At 73.2% G+C, this 18,091-nt stretch carries 19 protein-coding genes; 12 read left to right on the top strand and 7 right to left on the bottom strand.

Annotated elements, in window-relative coordinates:
- Positions 1-191: 191 nt before the first annotated feature.
- Entirely contained in the window at positions 192-713 is a 522-nt protein-coding gene (locus ACGFW6_RS09275) for a hypothetical protein (RefSeq protein ID WP_393506310.1), read from the top strand.
- A 28-nt stretch (positions 714-741) separates the two neighbouring features.
- On the opposite strand, the gene hemC is transcribed toward ACGFW6_RS09275, so the two are convergent.
- Both hemC and ACGFW6_RS09265 read right to left on the bottom strand, forming a co-directional pair.
- The gene (gene hemC / locus ACGFW6_RS09270; RefSeq protein WP_393506309.1) at positions 742-1,677 is read right to left on the bottom strand and encodes a hydroxymethylbilane synthase; all 936 of its coding nucleotides are present in this window, start codon (positions 1,675-1,677) and stop codon (positions 742-744) included.
- A 17-nt stretch (positions 1,678-1,694) separates the two neighbouring features.
- Entirely contained in the window at positions 1,695-2,897 is a 1,203-nt protein-coding gene (locus ACGFW6_RS09265; RefSeq protein ID WP_393506307.1) for an MFS transporter, read from the bottom strand.
- A 106-nt stretch (positions 2,898-3,003) separates the two neighbouring features.
- Here ACGFW6_RS09265 and ACGFW6_RS09260 point away from each other — a divergent pair, with 106 nt between their 5' ends.
- On the top strand, positions 3,004-4,011 hold the full coding sequence (locus tag ACGFW6_RS09260) for a DUF5937 family protein (protein WP_393506305.1): 1,008 nt from the start codon (positions 3,004-3,006) through the stop codon (positions 4,009-4,011).
- Positions 4,012-4,027: 16 nt separating this feature from the next.
- On the opposite strand, the gene ACGFW6_RS09255 is transcribed toward ACGFW6_RS09260, so the two are convergent.
- The 3 genes from ACGFW6_RS09255 to ACGFW6_RS09245 form a co-directional block, all read right to left on the bottom strand.
- The gene (locus ACGFW6_RS09255) at positions 4,028-4,804 is read right to left on the bottom strand and encodes an NPP1 family protein (protein WP_393506303.1); all 777 of its coding nucleotides are present in this window, start codon (positions 4,802-4,804) and stop codon (positions 4,028-4,030) included.
- Between the two features lie 206 nt (positions 4,805-5,010).
- Positions 5,011-5,994: an ATP-dependent DNA ligase gene (locus ACGFW6_RS09250; RefSeq protein WP_393506301.1), complete on the bottom strand. Its 984-nt coding sequence runs from the start codon at positions 5,992-5,994 to the stop codon at positions 5,011-5,013.
- A 74-nt stretch (positions 5,995-6,068) separates the two neighbouring features.
- Entirely contained in the window at positions 6,069-6,755 is a 687-nt protein-coding gene (locus ACGFW6_RS09245) for a response regulator (protein ID WP_393506299.1), read from the bottom strand.
- Between the two features lie 291 nt (positions 6,756-7,046).
- Here ACGFW6_RS09245 and ACGFW6_RS09240 point away from each other — a divergent pair, with 291 nt between their 5' ends.
- From ACGFW6_RS09240 to ACGFW6_RS09215, 6 genes are all read left to right on the top strand, one after another.
- Positions 7,047-7,697: a TetR/AcrR family transcriptional regulator gene (locus ACGFW6_RS09240; protein ID WP_393506297.1), complete on the top strand. Its 651-nt coding sequence runs from the start codon at positions 7,047-7,049 to the stop codon at positions 7,695-7,697.
- Between the two features lie 57 nt (positions 7,698-7,754).
- Positions 7,755-8,489 carry a response regulator transcription factor gene (locus ACGFW6_RS09235; RefSeq protein ID WP_393506295.1) on the top strand — a complete coding sequence of 245 codons (735 nt, stop codon included), beginning with the start codon at positions 7,755-7,757 and terminating at the stop codon, positions 8,487-8,489.
- A 167-nt stretch (positions 8,490-8,656) separates the two neighbouring features.
- The gene (locus tag ACGFW6_RS09230) at positions 8,657-9,889 is read left to right on the top strand and encodes a cytochrome P450 (RefSeq protein WP_393506293.1); all 1,233 of its coding nucleotides are present in this window, start codon (positions 8,657-8,659) and stop codon (positions 9,887-9,889) included.
- A 58-nt stretch (positions 9,890-9,947) separates the two neighbouring features.
- Positions 9,948-10,142: a ferredoxin gene (locus ACGFW6_RS09225; RefSeq protein ID WP_393506291.1), complete on the top strand. Its 195-nt coding sequence runs from the start codon at positions 9,948-9,950 to the stop codon at positions 10,140-10,142.
- Positions 10,139-11,317 (top strand): NAD(P)/FAD-dependent oxidoreductase, encoded by a 1,179-nt coding sequence (locus tag ACGFW6_RS09220; protein WP_393506289.1) that lies wholly within the window; start codon positions 10,139-10,141, stop codon positions 11,315-11,317. The genes ACGFW6_RS09225 and ACGFW6_RS09220 overlap by 4 nt, the downstream gene beginning before the upstream one ends.
- Positions 11,318-11,351: 34 nt before the next feature.
- Entirely contained in the window at positions 11,352-11,885 is a 534-nt protein-coding gene (locus ACGFW6_RS09215; protein WP_393506287.1) for a MarR family winged helix-turn-helix transcriptional regulator, read from the top strand.
- Between the two features lie 159 nt (positions 11,886-12,044).
- On the opposite strand, the gene ACGFW6_RS09210 is transcribed toward ACGFW6_RS09215, so the two are convergent.
- Positions 12,045-13,217 (bottom strand): MFS transporter, encoded by a 1,173-nt coding sequence (locus tag ACGFW6_RS09210; RefSeq protein ID WP_393506982.1) that lies wholly within the window; start codon positions 13,215-13,217, stop codon positions 12,045-12,047.
- A gap of 87 nt (positions 13,218-13,304) precedes the next feature.
- On the opposite strand from ACGFW6_RS09210, the gene ACGFW6_RS09205 reads away from it, so the two are divergent.
- From ACGFW6_RS09205 to ACGFW6_RS09190, 4 genes are all read left to right on the top strand, one after another.
- Positions 13,305-14,051: an AraC family transcriptional regulator gene (locus ACGFW6_RS09205; RefSeq protein ID WP_393506285.1), complete on the top strand. Its 747-nt coding sequence runs from the start codon at positions 13,305-13,307 to the stop codon at positions 14,049-14,051.
- Positions 14,052-14,136: 85 nt separating this feature from the next.
- A complete protein-coding gene (locus ACGFW6_RS09200) occupies positions 14,137-14,517 on the top strand; it encodes a DoxX family protein (protein ID WP_393506283.1) in 381 nt (126 codons plus the stop codon).
- Positions 14,514-14,972: a peroxiredoxin gene (locus ACGFW6_RS09195; protein ID WP_393506281.1), complete on the top strand. Its 459-nt coding sequence runs from the start codon at positions 14,514-14,516 to the stop codon at positions 14,970-14,972. Before ACGFW6_RS09200 ends, ACGFW6_RS09195 begins: the two co-directional genes overlap by 4 nt.
- A gap of 104 nt (positions 14,973-15,076) precedes the next feature.
- A complete protein-coding gene (locus ACGFW6_RS09190) occupies positions 15,077-17,413 on the top strand; it encodes a SpoIIE family protein phosphatase (RefSeq protein ID WP_393506980.1) in 2,337 nt (778 codons plus the stop codon).
- Positions 17,414-17,463: 50 nt separating this feature from the next.
- Here the strand turns inward: ACGFW6_RS09190 and ACGFW6_RS09185 are convergent, their stop codons facing one another.
- On the bottom strand, positions 17,464-18,075 hold the full coding sequence (locus ACGFW6_RS09185; protein WP_393506279.1) for a DNA polymerase ligase N-terminal domain-containing protein: 612 nt from the start codon (positions 18,073-18,075) through the stop codon (positions 17,464-17,466).
- Between the last annotated feature and the right edge of the window lie 16 nt (positions 18,076-18,091).

Below are 18,091 nucleotides of genomic sequence, written 5' to 3'. Positions count from 1 at the left end.
AACGAGGTGCTCGGAACGTGATGTGCGGCACGTGGGAGGCCACCCGCGCACGGCCCGGGAGCCGATTCTTCCTGCCCACGGCTTGATCGGTGATCAAGGGAGCGAATGGGCTGGCCACAGCGCATTCTGCTCATTTGACAGTGCACTGAGCGCAAAGATAGGAAGCAGCTCTCTGGGTCGAGAGGTGGATTGTGTACGAGCCGAACGTGGTCGGGGACTGGCACGAGTACGACGAGCATGCCGGTCTGCGTGTCCGCGTCCACCGCCTGGAGGCCGCCGAGCCGCCGCGGGGACGGGACGACGCCGCCGAGGGGCTGTCGTACTTCCGGGTCCGGGTGACCGTCGAGAACCGCGGCGAGCGGCACCTCGGCATCCACCTCGAGGACGGCCAGATCGACGTGCGGATCGGCCGCGACGGCGAGGCCGCGTTCATCGACTGGCGCAATTCGCAGTTCATCGAGGGCTTCGACGTCTACCCGCTGCGCCGGGCCACCGCCGTGCTCTACGCGGCCGGTCCCGAGACGAGCCTGAGCCAGGTCGACGTGCAGATCCAGCTGCGGGTCGAGGAGGAGTGGGCGGACCGCCGGCTGTGGAGCGGTGGCGTCGGCCTGCAGGAGGGCGCCGCCGGTGCCCACGCCGCCACCCTGCGGGACGGCCTCGCGCTCCAGGTCAGCAACTTCCTGCGGGAGCAGGCCGAAGAGGGCACCGCCTGACACGGCCGCGCCCTCCCGGCCCGCCGGTTCAGTGCGGGATGCCGTCGATGATCTCGCGGGCGCCCTGACGCAGCAGCGCCACCGCGACCGACGTACCCAGCGTGGCCGGGTCCAGGCGTCCCGCCCACTCGTGGGCGTTCAGCCGCGTCTTTCCGTCCGGCGTGAACACACAGGCCCGCAGCGACAGTTCCCCGCCGCCGTCGACGCGCGCGTACCCGGAGATCGGGCTGTTGCAGTGGCCCTGGAGAACATGCAGGAACATGCGCTCCGCGGTGGCCTCCCGGTAGGTGTCCGGGTCGCCGAGGCCGCTGACGACGTCGATGAGCTCGGCGTCGCCCTCGCGGCACTGGAGCGCGAGGATGCCGGCTCCGATCGGCGGCATCATCACCTCGGGGGAGAGGATCTCGCTGATCACGTCGGTGCGGCCGATGCGCTCCAGGCCGGCCACCGCGAGCAGCAGCGCGTCCGCCTCGCCGGCCGCGAGCTTCTCCAGCCGCCGGTTGGCGTTGCCGCGGAAGGGCACGCACTCCAGGTGCGGGTGGGTGGCAGCCAGCTGCGCGACCCGGCGCACCGAGGAGGTGCCGATCCGGGTACCGGCCGGCAGCTCGTCCAGCGTGAGCCCGCCGGGGTGGATCAGGGCGTCGCGGACGTCGTCCCGCTTCAGGAACGCGGCGAACGTCGTCCCCGCGGGCAGCGGCCGGTCGGCCGGGATGTCCTTCACGCAGTGCACGGCGAGATCGGCCTCGCCCGCCAGCAGTGCGGCGTCCACCTCCTTGGTGAACGCGCCCTTGCCCTCGACCTGGGCCAGGTCGCCCATCCACTTGTCACCGGTCGTCTTCACGGGCACGACCTCGGTGCGCACACCGGGGTGCAGGGCCGCCAACTCGGCGCGGACACGCTCCACTTGGGCGAGCGCCATCGGCGAGTCGCGGGAGACGATACGGATCAGTTCTGGGACGGACATGCCGCCACGATAGACCGTCAGAAGTCCGCGCCCGTACGCCACCGCCCGATTCCCGCACCACCCCGCGCCCGCTCCCGCCGGGTCTGTACCATCAGCGCCGCCACCGAGCACAGCCCACCGATCAGGAACGTACCCCGCACCCCGGCCACGGGCAGCAGCGCGCCCCCGAGCAGAGCGCCGGCGGCGATACCCACGTTGTAGGCGGCCGAGTTGGCCGCGAGAGCGGTCTCGGTCCGGCCCGGCGCCACCCGGAGCATGTGGTTCTGGGTCGCCATGAAGACGGTCGCGACCGACGCGCCCAGCACCATGATCAGCGCCACGCTCGCCGCCTGGACGGGGCCGGACGCCCACAGCCCGAGCAGCGCCACCGCCTGGGCCGCCACCGGCACGGTCAGCGTGGCCCGCGGGAAGCGGTCGAGGAGCGGCCCGGCCACCGCGACGCCCGCCAGCGCCGCCCCGCCGAACGCGAACAGCACCGCGCTGACCGCGCCCGCGCCGAACCCGCTCACCTCGTCCAGGAACGCGACGACGTACGTGAACCCGGCGAAGGCCCCGGTCACCGACAGGGCGGTCACCGTCAGCACCACGCGGAAACCGCGCCGGTCCGGGGCGGCCCCGTACGCGGCATGACCGTCCTGCGGGCGGGACGTCGGCAGCAGCGCGGCGATCGTCACCAGCGAGACGAGCGCGAGCACCCCGAGCAGGAGGAAGGGAGTGCGCCAGCCGGTGTGCCCGCCCAGCCAGGTCCCGGCCGGCACGCCGGCCACCGTGGCCAGGGAACCGCCGACGGACAGCGCCCCGATCACGCGTCCCCGGCGCTCGGGCGGGAACATGCCGACCGCGACCGGCCCCGTCACCGCCCAGAACACCGCCTGCGCCGTCGCCGTCGCCACCCGCGCCGCCAGCAGCACCCCGTACGACACCCCGCCCAGCGCCGACACCCAGCTCGCCGCGGCGAGCAAGGCCAGGATCCCGGCGAGCAGGTACCGGCGCGGCACCGACCGGGTGACCCGCACCAACGGCAGCGAGGCGGCCGCCACGGTCAGGCCGTACCCGGTGACCAGGGCGCCCACCGCGGCGAGCGACACCCGCAGGTCGTCCGCCATCAGTGCGAGCAGCCCGACCGGCAGGTTCTCGGTGGTGTTGAAGGTGAACGCCGCCAGCATCAGCGCCGCGACGACGGCGACGCGCCGCCACGGAGCCGGAGATGTGCCGCCCATCCGACCGCCTTTCCGACAGGGGAGCCGGGGCCAGCGTGCGGGGCCGCGAGCGGCCCGCTCTACTCTTTCGGTCCAGGACGAATCACCGCTCACGACGGGGGTCGCCATGCCGCTCGCCCTGCACCTCGGCACCGACGACCTCACGCGCTGCCGGTTCGCGATCTCGCCGCTGTGCCAGACCCACGAGGCGCTGCGGATGCTGCGCCGGCCCACCCGGCACGGCTACCACCGCGCATGGCTGCGCCGCATGCGGCGTACGCTCGCCGGCCTCGACCTGACTCCTCTGTGGCTGTTCGTCCCACCCGCGGGCGGCTACACCCCCGACTTCCTGGGCGCACCCCCGGACGACCCGTACCCCTCCTTCGAGGACGAGCTGGCGAGGATGCGCGCCACCGACCCGGCGCTGGCCCACGCGGAGATGGCCCGCTCCCTGGCCTGCGTCCCGGGACTCGCCGGCTCACCGCAGGGCCGGTCCGCCCTCGACGACCCCGCCGCCACCGTGCGGCGCCTGGCCGACCTCACGGAACGGGCCTGGCACGCGCTGCTCGCCCCGGACTGGCCGCGCCACCGGGCCGTGCTGGAGGCGGACATCGCGCACCGCTCGCGCCGGGCGGCCGACGGCGGCCTCGACGCCCTGCTCACCGGCCTGCACCCGGCGGTCGACTGGTCCGACCACACCCTCACCCTGCGCCGCTACGACGAACCGGCCGACGCCCAGCGCCCGGACGGCAGGGGAGTGCTGCTCATGCCGAGCGTGTTCGTGTGGCCGGACGTCGTCAGCGGCTTCGCCCGGCCCTGGCAGCCGACGGTCATCTACCCCGCCCGTGGCATGGGCCGCCTGCACGACCCGCCGCCGCCGCGCCCGCCGCGAGCGCTCGCCCGGCTGCTCGGCCACCAGCGCGCGGCCGTCCTCACGGCTCTCGCCGCACCCTCCTCGACGACGGACCTGGCCCGCCGTCACGCCCTGGCCCCGTCGACCGTGTCCGCGCACCTCGCCGCGCTGCGGGCGGCCGGCCTGCTGGATTCACGGCGCCAGGGCCACTACGTCCTGTACGCGCGAACGCCCCTGGGCGACGCCCTCGTGCAGGGGGACGTCGGACCAGGGGCGCCTTGACCGCGCGGCCCGAGGATCAGGCGTTGGGGTCGAAGGAGATCCCGGACGGCTTCGCCGACGACAGATGGGACGCGAAGCTGCCGTCCTTCAGGCCGAAGTTGGCGCTGCCGAAGTTGTACGCGACGAGCTTGTCGCGCACGCCCGCCGGGTAGCCGTTCCAGCCGACCAGCGGCGGGTACTGCCAGGTGCCCTTGTGGTTCTCCGGCGGCTCGTCGTTGGAGTTCGCCAGCCGGAAGCAGTGCGTGCTGATGCCGTCCTTGTGGTAGACGATCTTGGCGTGCGTGCCGTCGAAGCGCACCGAGGACGCCGCGTGCACCGTGAACGAGCCGTGGTTGGACGTCGACACGTACTGCACGGCGTTGTTCTGCACCCACACCACGACGTGCTCCCAGTCGTGCCGGTGCCCGCCGATGCTGCTGCCCGATATCGCCTGGTCCTTCTCGAAGTACAGGCCGTAGAGGTATGCGCACCAGCCGTTGTTGCACTTGTAGCGCGAGTAGCTGTTGGTGTTGTCGAGGTCCGAGGCGTCCCGGCACTGGCCGTTGAGCGCGCCGGTCGGGTTGAGACCGCCGTTGACGGTGCCGTCCGGCCCGATGGCCGGGGTGGAGTAGCACCCGTCCGTGTCGTAGTCGAAGGCCGGCTGGAACGTCCGCTCCGCCGACTCGGCGTTGCCTGGCAGGGCCCCGGGCGGTGCGGCGAATGCGGCGCTGGGGAAAGCGATGACAAGGGCGGCGGCACCGGCGAGCCCGGTGAGCCATCTCTTGCTGTGGGTGCGGAACGACTGTGACGCCACTGCGTCCTCCTCCTGGAACGGCGCAGCCCAACGGCTATGGGGGGATGGGGAGTTCAGGATCCCGGCGTTTCACATCGGTGCCAAGTGGCACGGGCGTACCACTGGTAACGATCAGCACAACAATTGGCGCCCGGGCAGGGCGCCTTGGACCTCGCCGGCCGGCGTGAGCAGGGGCGGGCGGGTCTCGGCCCCGGCCCGAAACCCCGTCAGGCGCTGTCCTCCGGCAGCCAGGCCGCCGACTCCTCCGGCGTCAGGTCCGGCCGCAGCCGCAGCCAGGACGGCTGGCGCAGCATCCCCGACCGGGTACGGACGCTGTAGCGCACCTCGCCCACCAGCCGGGGCAGGACCCAGTGCGCGCCCGCCACCCGGGGCACCGGATCGAAGGGGCACCCCTGCGTCGCGACGGCCCGCAGCAGCTCGGCCAGCTCGGTCCGCTCCGCCTCGCTCCAGCCGGTGCCCACACCGCCGATGTACCGCAGCCGGCGGTCCGCCGCGAACTGCCCCACCAGCAGCGCGCCCGGCAGACCGGTGAGCCGGCCCTTGCCGGGCAGCCAGCCGCCGACGACGACGTCCTCGCTGTGCATGTTGCGGATCTTCACCCAGGCGCGGGACCGCACCCCGGGCTCGTAGAGCGAGTCCAGCCGCTTGCAGACCAGTCCCTCCAGGCCGTGGTCCCGGGTGGCCGCCAGCGCCTGTGCGCCATGTCCCACCACGGCGCCGGGCGTCGACCAGAACGGCCCGTCGAGGCCGAGGTCCTCCAGCCGTCCGCGCCGCCGGGAGTACGGGACCTTCAGCAGGGAGTGTCCCGCCAGGTGCATCACGTCGAACAGCACCAGATGCGCGGGCGTCCGCGCGGCCATCCGGGCGGCCCGCGCGGGCGAGTGCGCGAGCCCCATCCGGGACTGGAGCAACTGGAAGTCGGCGCGCCCGTGTTCGTCGAGGGCCAGGATCTCCCCGTCCAGCACGGCGGGCGTGCTGCCGAGCGCGTCGCCCAGCGGCAGCAGCTCGGGGTAGGCGGCCGTGATGTCCTCGCCCGAACGGGCGCGCAGCAGCAGGGTGCCGTCGCCCGCCAGATAGACCACGGCGCGCTGGCCGTCCTGCTTGGTCTCGTAGGCCCAGCGCGCGTCCTGGGCGGTGGGCGGGAGTTTGCCGGAAGTGGCGAGCATCGGAGGGATCAGCGGCAGGCTCACGGGTCAGTTCTCGACACGCCCGCCCGTCGCCACGCGCACCGGCCGCCGATTTCCCCTGAACGGCGGGCGGCTGATCACTCGCCCCCGTTCGGCGGAACGGCCCGCACGAGGCCCGACTGATAGGCCATGACGACGAGTTGGGCACGGTCGCGGGCGCCCAGCTTCGTCATGGCGCGATGCACATGGGTGCGTACGGTCAGCGGGCTCACGTACAGCTTCCCGGCGATCTCCTCGTTGGAGTGCCCCTCGGCCACCCAGGCCATGACCTCCCGCTCGCGGGCGGTGAGGGCGGCCAGGTGCTCCGGAGCGGCCGACTGGGCGCTCTCGGCGGGGGAGGACAGGAACCGGGTGATCAGGGTGCGGGTCGCGGTGGCGGAGAGCAGGGACTCGCCGGCGGCCACCGTGCGGATGCCGTCGAGCAGCACGTCCGCGGTGACGTCCTTGCCGAGGAAGCCGCTCGCCCCGGCCCGCAGCGCCTGCGCGACGTACTCGTCGATCTCGAACGTGGTCAGGATCAGCACCCGCACCGCCGTCAGGTCCGGGTCGGCGCAGATCACGGAGGTGGCGGCGAGCCCGTCGGTGCCGGGCATGCGGATGTCCATCAGGACCAGGTCGGGGTGGTGCGCCCGGGCGAGCTCGACGGCCTCGATGCCGTCGGTGGCCTCGGCGACCACCTCCATGTCCGGGCAGGAGTCGATCAGGATCCGGAAGGTGGCCCGCAGCAGGGCCTGGTCGTCGGCGAGCAGTACACGGATGGTCATGGGTGGTGTTTCTTCCGGCTCCGGATCATGGGTGGGTACTCAGCCTCGCGGCAGAGGCCCGCCACGTCGTCGTCCGTATGCCGACATTCGCCCCTACTCGGATCGCAGTATGCGCCCCGCCCAGGTCATCCCCGAGCAGGACGGCCCGTCGCCCGGGCCGCGAGTGTCGCCCGCGCGACCGTGCTCGCACCCCGTTCAATCAAGTGACTTAGATTGTAGGGAGGCGAAACCGTGGCGGCTCGAGGGACTGGTCGCCGGCGTGCGGTGCGAAGTCCCGGTGCGGTGGTGAACATGGCAGGCAGGACAGTGCGGGAGGAACAGGCGGGCGCGACCCGGGAACTGCTCCTGACGGCGGCCGAGCGGCTCTTCGCCGAACACGGTGTGTACGCGGTCTCCAACCGCCAGGTCAGCGAAGCCGCCGGACAGGGCAACAACACCGCCGTCGGCTACCACTTCGGCACCAAGACCGACCTCGTGCGGGCCATCGTCCGCCGGCACTCGACACGCATCGAGGAGATCCGCGCCCGCCTGCTCGCCGACCTGACGGACCCGGACGACGTACGCGGCTGGGTGGACTGCCTGGTCCGCCCCTCGCTGGAACATCTCGCCGCGCTCGGCAGCCCCACCTGGTACGCGCGGTTCTGCGCCCAGGTCGTCGCCGACCCGGCGCTGCACCGGATCATGGTTGAGGAGGCCCTCACCTCCCCGTCCCTCCAGACGATCATCGACGGCCTGAACCGGTGCCTGCCCGACCTCCCGGCCGAGGTCCGCGCCGAACGCGGGGAAATGGTCCGTCATCTGATCGTCCACGTCGCCGCCGAGCGTGAACGCGGCCTCGCCGAGCACATCCCCACGCCCCGCGCCACCTGGGACGACGCCGCCACCGGCGTCACCGACGCCGTCCTCGGCATGTGGCTGGCACCCGTCACCCCGGGCCGCTGAGGCCACCACGCGAAGGAGGGCGACCGTGACAGCGACACGCGGCGGACGGGGTGCCCGGTGACCGCACGGCGCCCGGGGCTCGACGAACGGCCGGCCCTGGCGCGTGGGGCGGGCCAGCACCTGCTGGTGGCCGCCGGCGATCCCGACCTCGCCGAACTCCTCGCCACCACCCTGGAGTTGGCGGGGTACCGGATCAGCCTGACCGGCACCGGCGCCGAGGCCGTGGCGCGCGTCGCCGAACGACGCTTCGACCTGGTCGTCTTCGACACCGACGTACCCGACCAGGGCGCCTTCGACCGGGAGCGGCGGCCCGAGCTGCCGTACCGCCCGCCGGTCCTGCTGCTCACCGGGTACGACTCCCTGGACCGGCTCGTGCCCGAACTCGGCCCGGGAAGACGGGACTACGTCACCAAGCCCTTCCGGGTGGCCGAGGTCCTCGCCCGGATCCAGGTCCTGCTGCGCGACGCCCGCCCCGGCCGGGCCAGGCGCAACCCGCTGCACTACGGCGACCTCGTCCTGGACGACACCGTGTGCCGGGCGCGACGCGGGGCGCGGGCGCTGGACCTCACGCCCGCGGAGTACCGGCTGCTGCGCCATCTCCTGGTCAACGCCCACCGGGTGCTCTCCAAGGAACAGATCGGACGCTGCGTCTGGGGCGAGCACCGCGGCGACAACGCCATCGAGCAGCTCGTCTCCCGGCTGCGCCGCAAGGTGGACCGGGACGCCCCGGCGCTGATCCACACGCGTCGCGGCTTCGGCTACTGGCTGGGCGGGGCCGACCCGGCCGTCTGAGATCCCGCGGCGTGAGCGGCCCCCGAAGCGGCTTCGGTGAGCGCCGGCCGAGGGCAGCCGTGTGATCCGCGCCACGTCAGTCTCCTGTCAGGAAACTGACCGGAAGGCGTCAGACCGCTCTGTTTGCATGTGCTCATCGAAGCCGCCCCCCACAGCCGAGGTGAACCATGGTCGACACCCTCACCGGTCGCACGTCCGAGGCACCGGACGCCGTTCCCGAGTTCCCCATGCCCAGGCAGTCCCGCTGTCCCTTCGACCCGCCGCCCGCGCTGAAGGACCTTCAGCAGCAGGGCCCGCTCGCCAAGGTGCGGCTGTGGGACGGCAGCGAGTCCTGGCTCGTGACCCGGTACGCCGAGCAGCGCGCCCTGCTGGGCGACCCGCGCGTCAGCGCCGACACCGACCGGCCCGGCTACCCCACCAAGGCCAGTCCCGAGGCGGGCGAGGGCAAGCTCAGCTTCATCATGATGGACGACCCCGAACACGCGCGGCTGCGCCGGATGGTCACCGCGCCGTTCGCCGTCAAGAAGGTCGAGGCCCTGCGGCCGGCCGTGCAGCGCATCGTGGACGGCCTGATCGACGACATGCTGGCCGGCCCCGCCCCGGTCGACCTGGTGGACGTGTTCGCCCTGCCGATCCCGTCCCTGGTCATCTGCGAGCTGCTGGGCGTGCCCTACGAGGAGCACGACTTCTTCCAGGAGCACACCAGGACCATGGTCCGCACGACCGCCACACCCGAGGAGCGCGGCGCGGCGAGCCGTGAGGTCGCGGGCTACCTCGCCGGGCTCGTGGGCAAGCGGATCGCCGAGCCCGGGGACGATCTGCTGTCCGGCATCGCGGGCCGCGTCACCGCCGGTGAACTCACCCACCAGCAGGCGACCGAGATGGCGCTGCTCCTGCTGATCGCCGGCCACGAGACCACCGCGAACATGATCGCGCTCGGCACCCTCGCCCTGCTCCAGCACCCCGACCAGCTCGCCCTCCTGCGCGAGGGGGACGACCCGGAGGTCGTCGTCCGCGCGGTCGAGGAACTCCTGCGCTACCTGCACATCACCCACCTCGGCCGGCGCCGGGCGGTGACCGAGGACATCGAGATCGCGGGCCAGGTGATCAGGGCCGGCGAGGGCGTCATCATGGCCAACGAGATCGGCAACCGCGACCCCGAGGTCTTCGCCGACCCCGACCGCCTCGACATCACCCGCGACGCCCGCCGGCACGTCGCCTTCGGCTTCGGCGTCCACCAGTGCCTGGGTCAGCCGCTGGCCCGCATGGAGCTCCAGGTCGTCTACGGCACCCTCTACCGGCGCATCCCCACGCTGCGGCTGGCCGGCGACCTTCAGGACGTCCGCTTCAAGACCGACGCGTTCATCTACGGCGTACACGAACTGCCCGTGTCCTGGTGACCGTTCCTCACCCGCGCACCACGAACCACACCCACGTCAGAGGAAGGGAAACCGCATCATGAAGGTGGAGCTGGAAGCCGACAAGTGCGTCGCGTCCGGGCAGTGCGTGTTCGCCGCGACGGAGGTGTTCGACCAGGACGACGACGGCATCGCGATCCTGCTCGACGAGCGGCCCGCCGCCGAACACCTGGACGACGTCCGCGAAGCCGTGGCGATCTGCCCGGCCGCCGCGATCCGGCTGGTCGACCAGTGAGGCGGATCGTCGTCGTGGGTGCCTCGGCCGCCGGACTCGCGGCGGCCGAGACGCTCCGCCGCGAGGGCTACGACGGCACCCTCACCCTCGTCGGCGACGAACCGCGCGCCCCGTACGACCGCCCGCCGCTGTCCAAGCAACTCCTGTCCGGCGAGTGGGAACCCGGCCGGCTGGACCTGCGCGCCCCCGACGACCTCGCCGGACTCGGACTCGACCTGCGGCTCGGCGTCCCCGCGACCGGACTGCGGCTCGCGGACGCCGAGGTGGAGCTGGGTGACGGCTCGACGGTGCCGTACGACGGCCTGATCATCGCCACCGGGGTCCGTCCGCGCCGGCTGCCCGGGGAGGGCGGGCATGTGCTGCGCACCCTCGACGACGCGGTGCGGCTGCGGGACCGGCTGGTGCCGGGCAGGCGGCTCGTCGTGGTCGGGGCCGGGTTCCTCGGGGCCGAGGCCGCCGCGGTCGCCCGGCGGCTCGGCTGCGAGGTCACCCTCCTGGAGCCCGCTCCCGTGCCGCTCGCCCACGCCGTCGGCACGCGGGTCGGCGAGATGCTGACGGACGCCCATCGGGAACGGGGCGTGACGCTGCGCTGCGGGGTCACCGTGACGGAGGTGACCGGGCGCCGGGTGCGGCTGGCCGACGGTGAACTCGTCGAGGGCGACGAGGTGTTGACCGCCGTCGGCTCACTGCCCAACACCGACTGGCTCGCCGGCAGCGGACTGGGCGTCGCCGACGGGGTCGTCTGCGACGCGTACTGCGAGGCCGGGCCCGGGGTGTACGCCGCCGGGGACGTCGCCCGCTGGTTCAACCCGCTGTTCGGCCGGGCGATGCGCGTCGAGCACCGCACCAACGCCGCCGAGCAGGGCATGGCGGCCGCCCGGAACCTGCTGCGCCCCGAGGCGCGCAGGCCGTTCGCACCGGTGCCGTACTTCTGGTCCGACCAGTACGACATGAGGATCCAGGCGCACGGGTACCTGCGCGGTCACGACGAGGTGGCCGTGGTGGAGGGCGATCCCGCCGAGCGGCGGTTCGTCGCCGCGTACCGCAGTGGGGGACGGGTGACCGGGGCGCTCGCGGTGGGGGTGGCGCCCAGGGTGCTGCGGCACTGGCGCCGGGCCATCGCCACCGGAGCGAGTTGGCAGGAGGCGATGCGGATCGATGCGGTGGCAAATTAATTGAGTTACGCAATGAGATGGTAAAGTGGAATGCATGTCCACCACACCGCTCCCCGAACTCCCCGGCGGTCCCTCCCCGGAAGTGGTCGAGATCGAGCGCGCGCTCTCCCGGATCACCTATCTGAGTACGCGGGCCCGGCAGCACGAACGGCTGATGGCGCTGGCCGGGGTGCCGCTGGACCGGGCGGCCGTGGCGCTGCTGCGGCAGGTCGCCGACACGGAGCCGCTGCGGCCCGGGGAGCTGGCGGCGCGGCTGGGTGTGGAGGCGTCGCATGTCACGCGGACGGTGCAGCAGTTGCAGAAGTCCGGGTACGTCACGCGTGTCCCGGACCCGCAGGACCGGCGCGCCCAGCGGATCGAGCTGACCGAGGCCGGGCGGCAGGCCATCGCCCGGGTCCGGGACGCGGGGGCTCGCGGGATGCAGCTCGCGCTGGCGGACTGGGCGCCTGAGGAGTTGCGGGAGCTGGCCACGTTGTTTCATCGCATGGTGGATGACTTTCTCGCTCACGCGAGTGACGAGGACGGCGAGCAGCGGCAGTGGCCTGAGGCGTCGGCCGGGACGGTCTGACCGTCGGGTCCCGTCTGCGGGCCGCGTGGTGGTCGGTCGCGCAGTTCCCCGCGCCCCTTGGGGGTTGTCGAGCCGTTGCTGGTCTTGCTCGGTCGGGTATGGGGGTTGTCCGGTTGTCAGCGGGCCGTGTCGTGGTGGGGCGCGCGGTTCCCCGCGCCCCTAGGCGGTTGTCGAGCCGTCGGTGGTTTTGTTCGGCTGGGCGTGGCGGGCCGCGTGGGTGGGGTGAGGTGGCGTCGGTTCTTGGAGGCCGGTCAGGAGTAGGCGGCCCAGTGCCGGTAGGGCGATGAGGGGGGTCAGGGCCGTGGCCAGGGACGTGGCGTCGGCCAGGGCGCCGAGGGCCGGGGTCGCGAGGCCGCCCGCGCTCACGGCCAGGCCCAGGGTCACCCCGCTCGCGGTGCCGACCCGGCGGGGCAGGTAGTCCTGGCCGAGGGTGATGTGCAGGGAGAAGGGGATGTACAGGCCCGCCGAGGTGAGCGCGACGAACAGGTACACCGCGGGACCGGGTACGAGGACGATGCCGGTGACCGCGAGGACGGACAGTGTGTACGCCTGGCGGACGACCGTGAGCCGTCCGTAGCGCTCGGCCAGCCGGCCGCCGGCCACGGTCCCGAACGCCCCGCCCGTGTACAGCACGAACAGCGCGGCCGTGCCGGCCAGGTCACCGCCGCCGGTGCGCTGACGGACGTACAGCGAGACGAAGGCGCTCAGGCCGACGAACACGATCGACCGGCACACGATGGCGCCGGACAGCCGCAGGAACGACGGCCAGTCGTCCGTGCCCGCGCCCCCGCTCCCGGATCCGGCGGCACGGCGGCCCCCGGCCGAGCGCACGGCCGCCGCGCACAGGGCCGCTCCCGCGACGGCCGGAACGACCAGCAGCGGAGAGGCGTCCAGGCCGCCGGTGGCGACCACCGCCGCGACCAGCAGCGGTGCCAGCGCGAAGCCGACGTTGCCGCCGAGCGAGAACCAGCCCATCGCCGTATGGCTGCCCCGCGACGCGGCGCGGGCCGCGCGTGCCGCCTCCGGGTGGTAGGCGGCGACGCCGACCCCGGACACGGCCACCACCGCGAGCGTCAGCGCGTAGGAGTCCGTGACACCGCTCAGCGCCACCCCCGCACCGCCCGTCAGCGCGCTCAGCGGCAGCAGCCAGGGCATCGGACGACGGTCGGTGAGCGCTCCGAACAGCGGCTGCACCACCGAGGACAGCAGGGAGGCGGCGAGTACGACGCCGGAGGCAGCCGCGTAGCTGTAGGCGCGCTCGGCGACGAGGAAGGGGACCAAGGCGGCGACGGCGCCCTGGTAGACGTCCACGCAGGCGTGGCCCAGTGACATCAGCGTGATGGCTCGATCGCGTTTCTCGGACACCCTGCGATCGTCGCCGCGCCCGCTCCTGGCTCGCTTCCGATAATCTGCCGAAGTGTGTCGAACATCCGCCACACACCGACCGCGCCCACCCGCGCCAAGGTCCTCACCGCCGGGGAACGCATCGACGCGCACCGGCACGACGACCACCAGATCGTCTACGCCGGCTCCGGCGTCCTCGCCGTCACGACCGACGCGGGTACCTGGTTCGCGCCCGGCAACCGCGCCATCTGGGTCCCCGCGGGCACCGCGCACGCCCACCGCGCCCACGGCCACCTCGATCTGCACCTGGTCGGTCTGCCCGCCGACGACAACCCGCTCGGCCTGGACGCCCCCACCGTTCTCGCCGTCGGCCCGCTCCTGCGCGAGCTGATCCTCGCCTACACCCGCGACCCCGACGACGACAGCCCCGAACGCCACCGCCTGCTCGCCGTCCTGCGTGACCAGCTGCGCGCCTCACCCCAGCAGCCCCTGCGCCTGCCCACCGCCACCGATCCGCGCCTGGCCGCCGTCTGCGCGCTCGTCCACGCCGACCCCGGCGACCCGCGCACCCTCGCCGCGCTGGGCGCCGCCACCGGGGCAGGAGAGCGCACCCTCAGCCGGCTCTTCCGCCAGGAGTTCGGCATGACCTTCCCGCAATGGCGCACCCAGTCACGCCTCTACCACGCGCTGCGGCTGCTCGCCGAGGACACCCCCGTCACGACGGTCGCCCACCGCTGCGGCTGGTCCTCCGCCAGCGCCTTCATCGACGTCTTCCGGCGTTCCTTCGGATACACCCCCGGAACGCACAACCGCCGCGTGTAGCAGGGCCGATGAACGGACGGGGCGGATGACGACCGGAGACCTACCCTCCGGTAGCATCCGGCGGCAGGCCATCCAAGGAGGATCCGTGCCCCGGTCCCAACGCTCGCCCCTGCTGCTCGCCGGCCTGCTGGCCACGGCGGGGGTCGCCCACTTCGCCGTCCCCCGCCAGTTCGACGCCCTCGTACCGCGCTCCCTGCCGGGCAGGCCCCGGACCTGGACGCACGTCAGCGGCGTCGCCGAACTCGCGCTCGCGGCCGGACTGGCACTGCCGCGCACCCGCAAGCCGGCCGCGCTCGCCGCCGCGGCCTTCTTCGTCGGCGTGTTCCCGGCGAACGTGAAGATGGCCGTCGACTGGCGCGACCGCCCCGCGCAGCAGAAGGCCGTCGCACTCGGGCGGCTGCCGTTGCAGATCCCGCTCGTGCTGTGGGCACGCGGCGTGGCCAGGAACGCGGAGGGACGGGCATGAGCGCACAGCTGAAGGTCGGCGACAAGGTCGAGGACTTCACCCTGCCGGACGAGACCGGCACCGGGCGCAGCCTCACCGAGCTGCTCGCCGAGGGACCGGTGGTGCTCTTCTTCTACCCCGCCGCGCTCACCGCCGGCTGTACCGCGGAGGCCTGCCACTTCCGTGATCTCGCCGCCGAGTTCGCCGCGGTCGGCGCGCGGCCCGTGGGCATCAGCGGGGACGCCGTCGAACGGCAGCAGGAGTTCGCCACGCGCCACACCCTCGGCATGCCGCTGCTGTCCGACGCGGACGGCACGATCCGCGAGCGGTTCGGCGTGACGCGCGGCTTCTCGCTGGCACCCACCAAGCGGGTCACCTTCGTGATCGGTCAGGACCGCACGGTCCTGGAGGTCGTCCGCAGCGAACTGAGGATGAACACCCACGCCGACCGGGCCCTGGCCGCGCTGCGCAAGTGAGCGCCCGGTAACGCGGCCGGCGGGGGTGAGCGCCCGCGCGGCGCGGGCGCGGCACCCGGACGTCGCGGTTGATGCGGTGCGGTGCAGGACTCATGCTGGACGACATGGAGCGCGTCTCCGCCGCTGCGGTCCTCGATGCCCAGGGTGTGGTGAAGGGGTGGAGCGAGGGTGCCCGGCGGCTGACCGGCCGCACCGCCGAGGAGGTGGTGGGGCGGCCCGCGCGGGACCTGCTCGCGGAGGAACCGGAGCCCGCGGCGGTCGCCGCGCTCGCGGGCCGCGTGCTGGTGCGCCACAGCGACGGTTCACCGGTGCCCGTGGCGGTGCGCGCGCACGCCGTGCTGGGCGCGGACGGCACACCCGACGGCTTCATCGTCACCGGGGAGCCGCCGGGCGCACGCGAGCCGGACCTGGGCGCGGTGGCCTTCGAGCAGGCGTCGATGTCGATGTCGGTCTTCGACACCGAGCAGCGTTATGTGCGGCTCAACGACGCCGCCTGCCAGGTCATGGGCGTCTCGGAGGAGGCGCTGATCGGCCGGCCCTTCCCCGAGACCGTGGAGGACGCCCGGCACAGCCGAGGCTTCCACTGGCATCTGCGCCAGGTCTCCGAGACGGGCACCCCGGTCCGCTACGAGAGCTTCACCGGCGCCCCGGCCCTGAACCGGGATCACGCCTGGAGCATCGAGATGTGGCCGGTGCGGGACACCGCCGGTGATGTCGTGGGCACCGCTCTCGCGGCGTTCGACAGCTCCGACCAGTACTGGGCCCGTGAGCGCCTCGCCCTGCTGAACGAGGCCTCCGCCGCCATCGGCACGACCCTGGACGTGGTGCGCACCGCCGAGGAACTGATCGGGATCGTGGTGCCCCGGTTCGCCGACTTCGCCAGCGTGGACCTCTTCGACTGGGTCCTGGACGCGGACGAGCCCCCCGCGCTCACCGGCACCGACATCGCCCTGCGCCGGGTCGCCCACGGCTCCGGCACCGAGGGCACCCCGGAGGCCGCCGTCCACCTCGGCGAGGTGGACGTGTACCCGCCGTTCTCACCGCCGGCCCGCGCGATCCTCGAAGGCCGGGTGGTCCAGAGCCAGGCCGGCGAGCCCGCGTTCATGCGGTGGATCGCGGAACGCAACGCCCGCGGCCCGGCCGGCCGGCGCCACCGCGTCGGCGCCCACTCGATGATGGCGGTGCCGCTGCGGGCCCGCGGCACCACACTCGGCGTCGCCGTGGCCGTGCGCATCAGACAGTCGGACGACTACGGCCCCGACGACACCGTCTTCGCCGAGGAACTCGCGAGCCGAGCCGCCGTCTGCATCGACAACGCCCGCCGTTTCGCCCGCGAACGCACCACCGCGCTGGCCCTCCAGCACAATCTGCTCCCGCGCGGACTGTCCGGACAGGCGGCCGTCGAGGTGGCCCACCGCTACCGGCCGTCCGGGTCGCAGGCCGGCATCGGCGGCGACTGGTTCGACGTGATTCCCCTGTCGGGCAGCCGGGTCGCCCTCGTCGTCGGCGACGTCGTCGGCCACGGCATCCCCTCGTCGGCCACCATGGGCCGCCTGTGCACGGCCGTCCGCACCCTCGCCGACGTCGACCTGCCGCCCGACGAACTCCTCACCCACCTCGACGACCTCGTCACCCATCTCGCCGGCGACGACTCCGACGAGGTCGCCGAACTCGGCGCCACCTGCCTGTACTCCGTGTACGACCCCGTCACGCGCCGTCTCGGCCTGGCCGCCGCCGGCCATCCGCCGCCTGCCGTGGTCCTGCCCGACGGCTCCGCGCACGTCGTCGAGATGAACGCCGGTCCGCCCCTCGGAGTAGGGGGACTGCCCTTCGAGGCCATGGAGATCGAACTGCCCGAGGGTGCACTGGTCGCCCTGTACACGGACGGTCTCATCGAGGACCGGGACCGGGACATCGACCACGCCACCGCCGAGCTGTGCCGGGCGCTGACCGCGCCGGCCGAGACCCTCGACGCGCTGTGCGACGGCGTGCTCAAGGCCGTCCTGCCGGAGGACCCGAGCGACGACGTGGCCCTGCTGCTAGCCCGTACCCGGGCCCTGGGCGCCGACCGCATCGCCACGTGGGACGTACCGCCCGACCCCGAGCACGTGGCGGCCACCCGGCAGGCGGCCACGGACCAGCTCACCGCGTGGGGGCTGGACGAGGCGGCCTTCGTCACCGAACTCGTCGTCAGCGAACTCGTCACCAACGCCATCCGGTACGGCGCACCGCCCATCCAGCTCCGGCTGATCCGCGACCGCACCCTCATCTGCGAGGTCTCCGACGGCAGTTCGACCTCGCCGCATCTGCGCCGGGCCCACGCCTACGACGAGGGCGGACGCGGACTGCTGCTGGTCGCGCAGCTCACCCAGCGCTGGGGCAGCCGTCAGACCGGCAGCGGCAAGACGATCTGGGCGGAACAGCCGCTGCCGCCGCTCTGATCACTCGAACGAGCAGCGGGGGCGGCGACGTTCCCGTACGGGGAGGGACGTCATCCCTCGTCGTCGTCCGCGGCGACCTGGGCGAGCGTCCGCCCGGTGCGTACCGAACGGGCCCGGTGCGGATCGGGCGTGCCGTGCCCGCGCGCCCCGCTCCTGCCGGCCTTCACCAGCAACCAGGCCTCCCGCTCACCGTCCCCGCCCTCGCGGAACCGGGTCAGGGCGTACTCACCACGGAGTTTCGAGCCGCTCAGCCGGAACGTGGCATGACCGTGCTCCAGCGACTCGTCGAAGTCGACGGGCCGCCCCGCCCGGTCGTGACTGAGCGGCTCGTACGTCCCGGTGTCCCAGACGATCACCGTGCCGCCGCCGTACTCGCCCTTCGGGATCACGCCCTCGAAGTCCTCGTACTCCAGCGGGTGATCCTCGGTGGGCATCGCCAGCCGCTTGTCCCCGGGGTCACCGGACGGCCCCTTCGGCACCGACCAGGATTTCAGCACGTCGTCCACCTGGAGCCGGAAGTCGAAGTGCAGAGTCCGGGCGTCATGGATCTGCACCACGAACCTGGGTTCCCCGCCCGGGGCGGCACCGCGCCCCTCCGGCTCACGCGTCCGGTCGAAGTCACGTTTGCCGCGATACTGCCGCAGCCGGTCCCGCTCTCCCACGAGCGCCTCCTTCCCG

Source organism: Streptomyces sp. Y7, assembly GCF_043195415.1.
GTDB lineage: Bacteria > Actinomycetota > Actinomycetes > Streptomycetales > Streptomycetaceae > Streptomyces.
Note: the sequence above shows the minus strand (reverse complement) of the source record. Positions and strands in the feature narration are given on the sequence as shown.

What these genes read in the sequence shown, in the direction of transcription:
- ACGFW6_RS09260 (WP_393506305.1), top strand. Translation starts at nt 3,004, where the DNA reads ATGCCGCTCGCCCTGCACCTCGGCACCGACGACCTCACGCGCTGCCGG.
- ACGFW6_RS09240 (WP_393506297.1), top strand. Translation starts at nt 7,047, where the DNA reads ATGGCAGGCAGGACAGTGCGGGAGGAACAGGCGGGCGCGACCCGGGAA.
- ACGFW6_RS09225 (WP_393506291.1), top strand. Translation starts at nt 9,948, where the DNA reads ATGAAGGTGGAGCTGGAAGCCGACAAGTGCGTCGCGTCCGGGCAGTGC.
- ACGFW6_RS09230 (WP_393506293.1), top strand. Translation starts at nt 8,657, where the DNA reads ATGGTCGACACCCTCACCGGTCGCACGTCCGAGGCACCGGACGCCGTT.
- ACGFW6_RS09195 (WP_393506281.1), top strand. Translation starts at nt 14,514, where the DNA reads ATGAGCGCACAGCTGAAGGTCGGCGACAAGGTCGAGGACTTCACCCTG.
- ACGFW6_RS09210 (WP_393506982.1), bottom strand. Translation starts at nt 13,217, where the DNA reads ATGTCACTGGGCCACGCCTGCGTGGACGTCTACCAGGGCGCCGTCGCC.
- ACGFW6_RS09265 (WP_393506307.1), bottom strand. Translation starts at nt 2,897, where the DNA reads ATGGGCGGCACATCTCCGGCTCCGTGGCGGCGCGTCGCCGTCGTCGCG.
- hemC (WP_393506309.1), bottom strand. Translation starts at nt 1,677, where the DNA reads ATGTCCGTCCCAGAACTGATCCGTATCGTCTCCCGCGACTCGCCGATG.
- ACGFW6_RS09190 (WP_393506980.1), top strand. Translation starts at nt 15,077, where the DNA reads ATGGAGCGCGTCTCCGCCGCTGCGGTCCTCGATGCCCAGGGTGTGGTG.
- ACGFW6_RS09215 (WP_393506287.1), top strand. Translation starts at nt 11,352, where the DNA reads ATGTCCACCACACCGCTCCCCGAACTCCCCGGCGGTCCCTCCCCGGAA.
- ACGFW6_RS09245 (WP_393506299.1), bottom strand. Translation starts at nt 6,755, where the DNA reads ATGACCATCCGTGTACTGCTCGCCGACGACCAGGCCCTGCTGCGGGCC.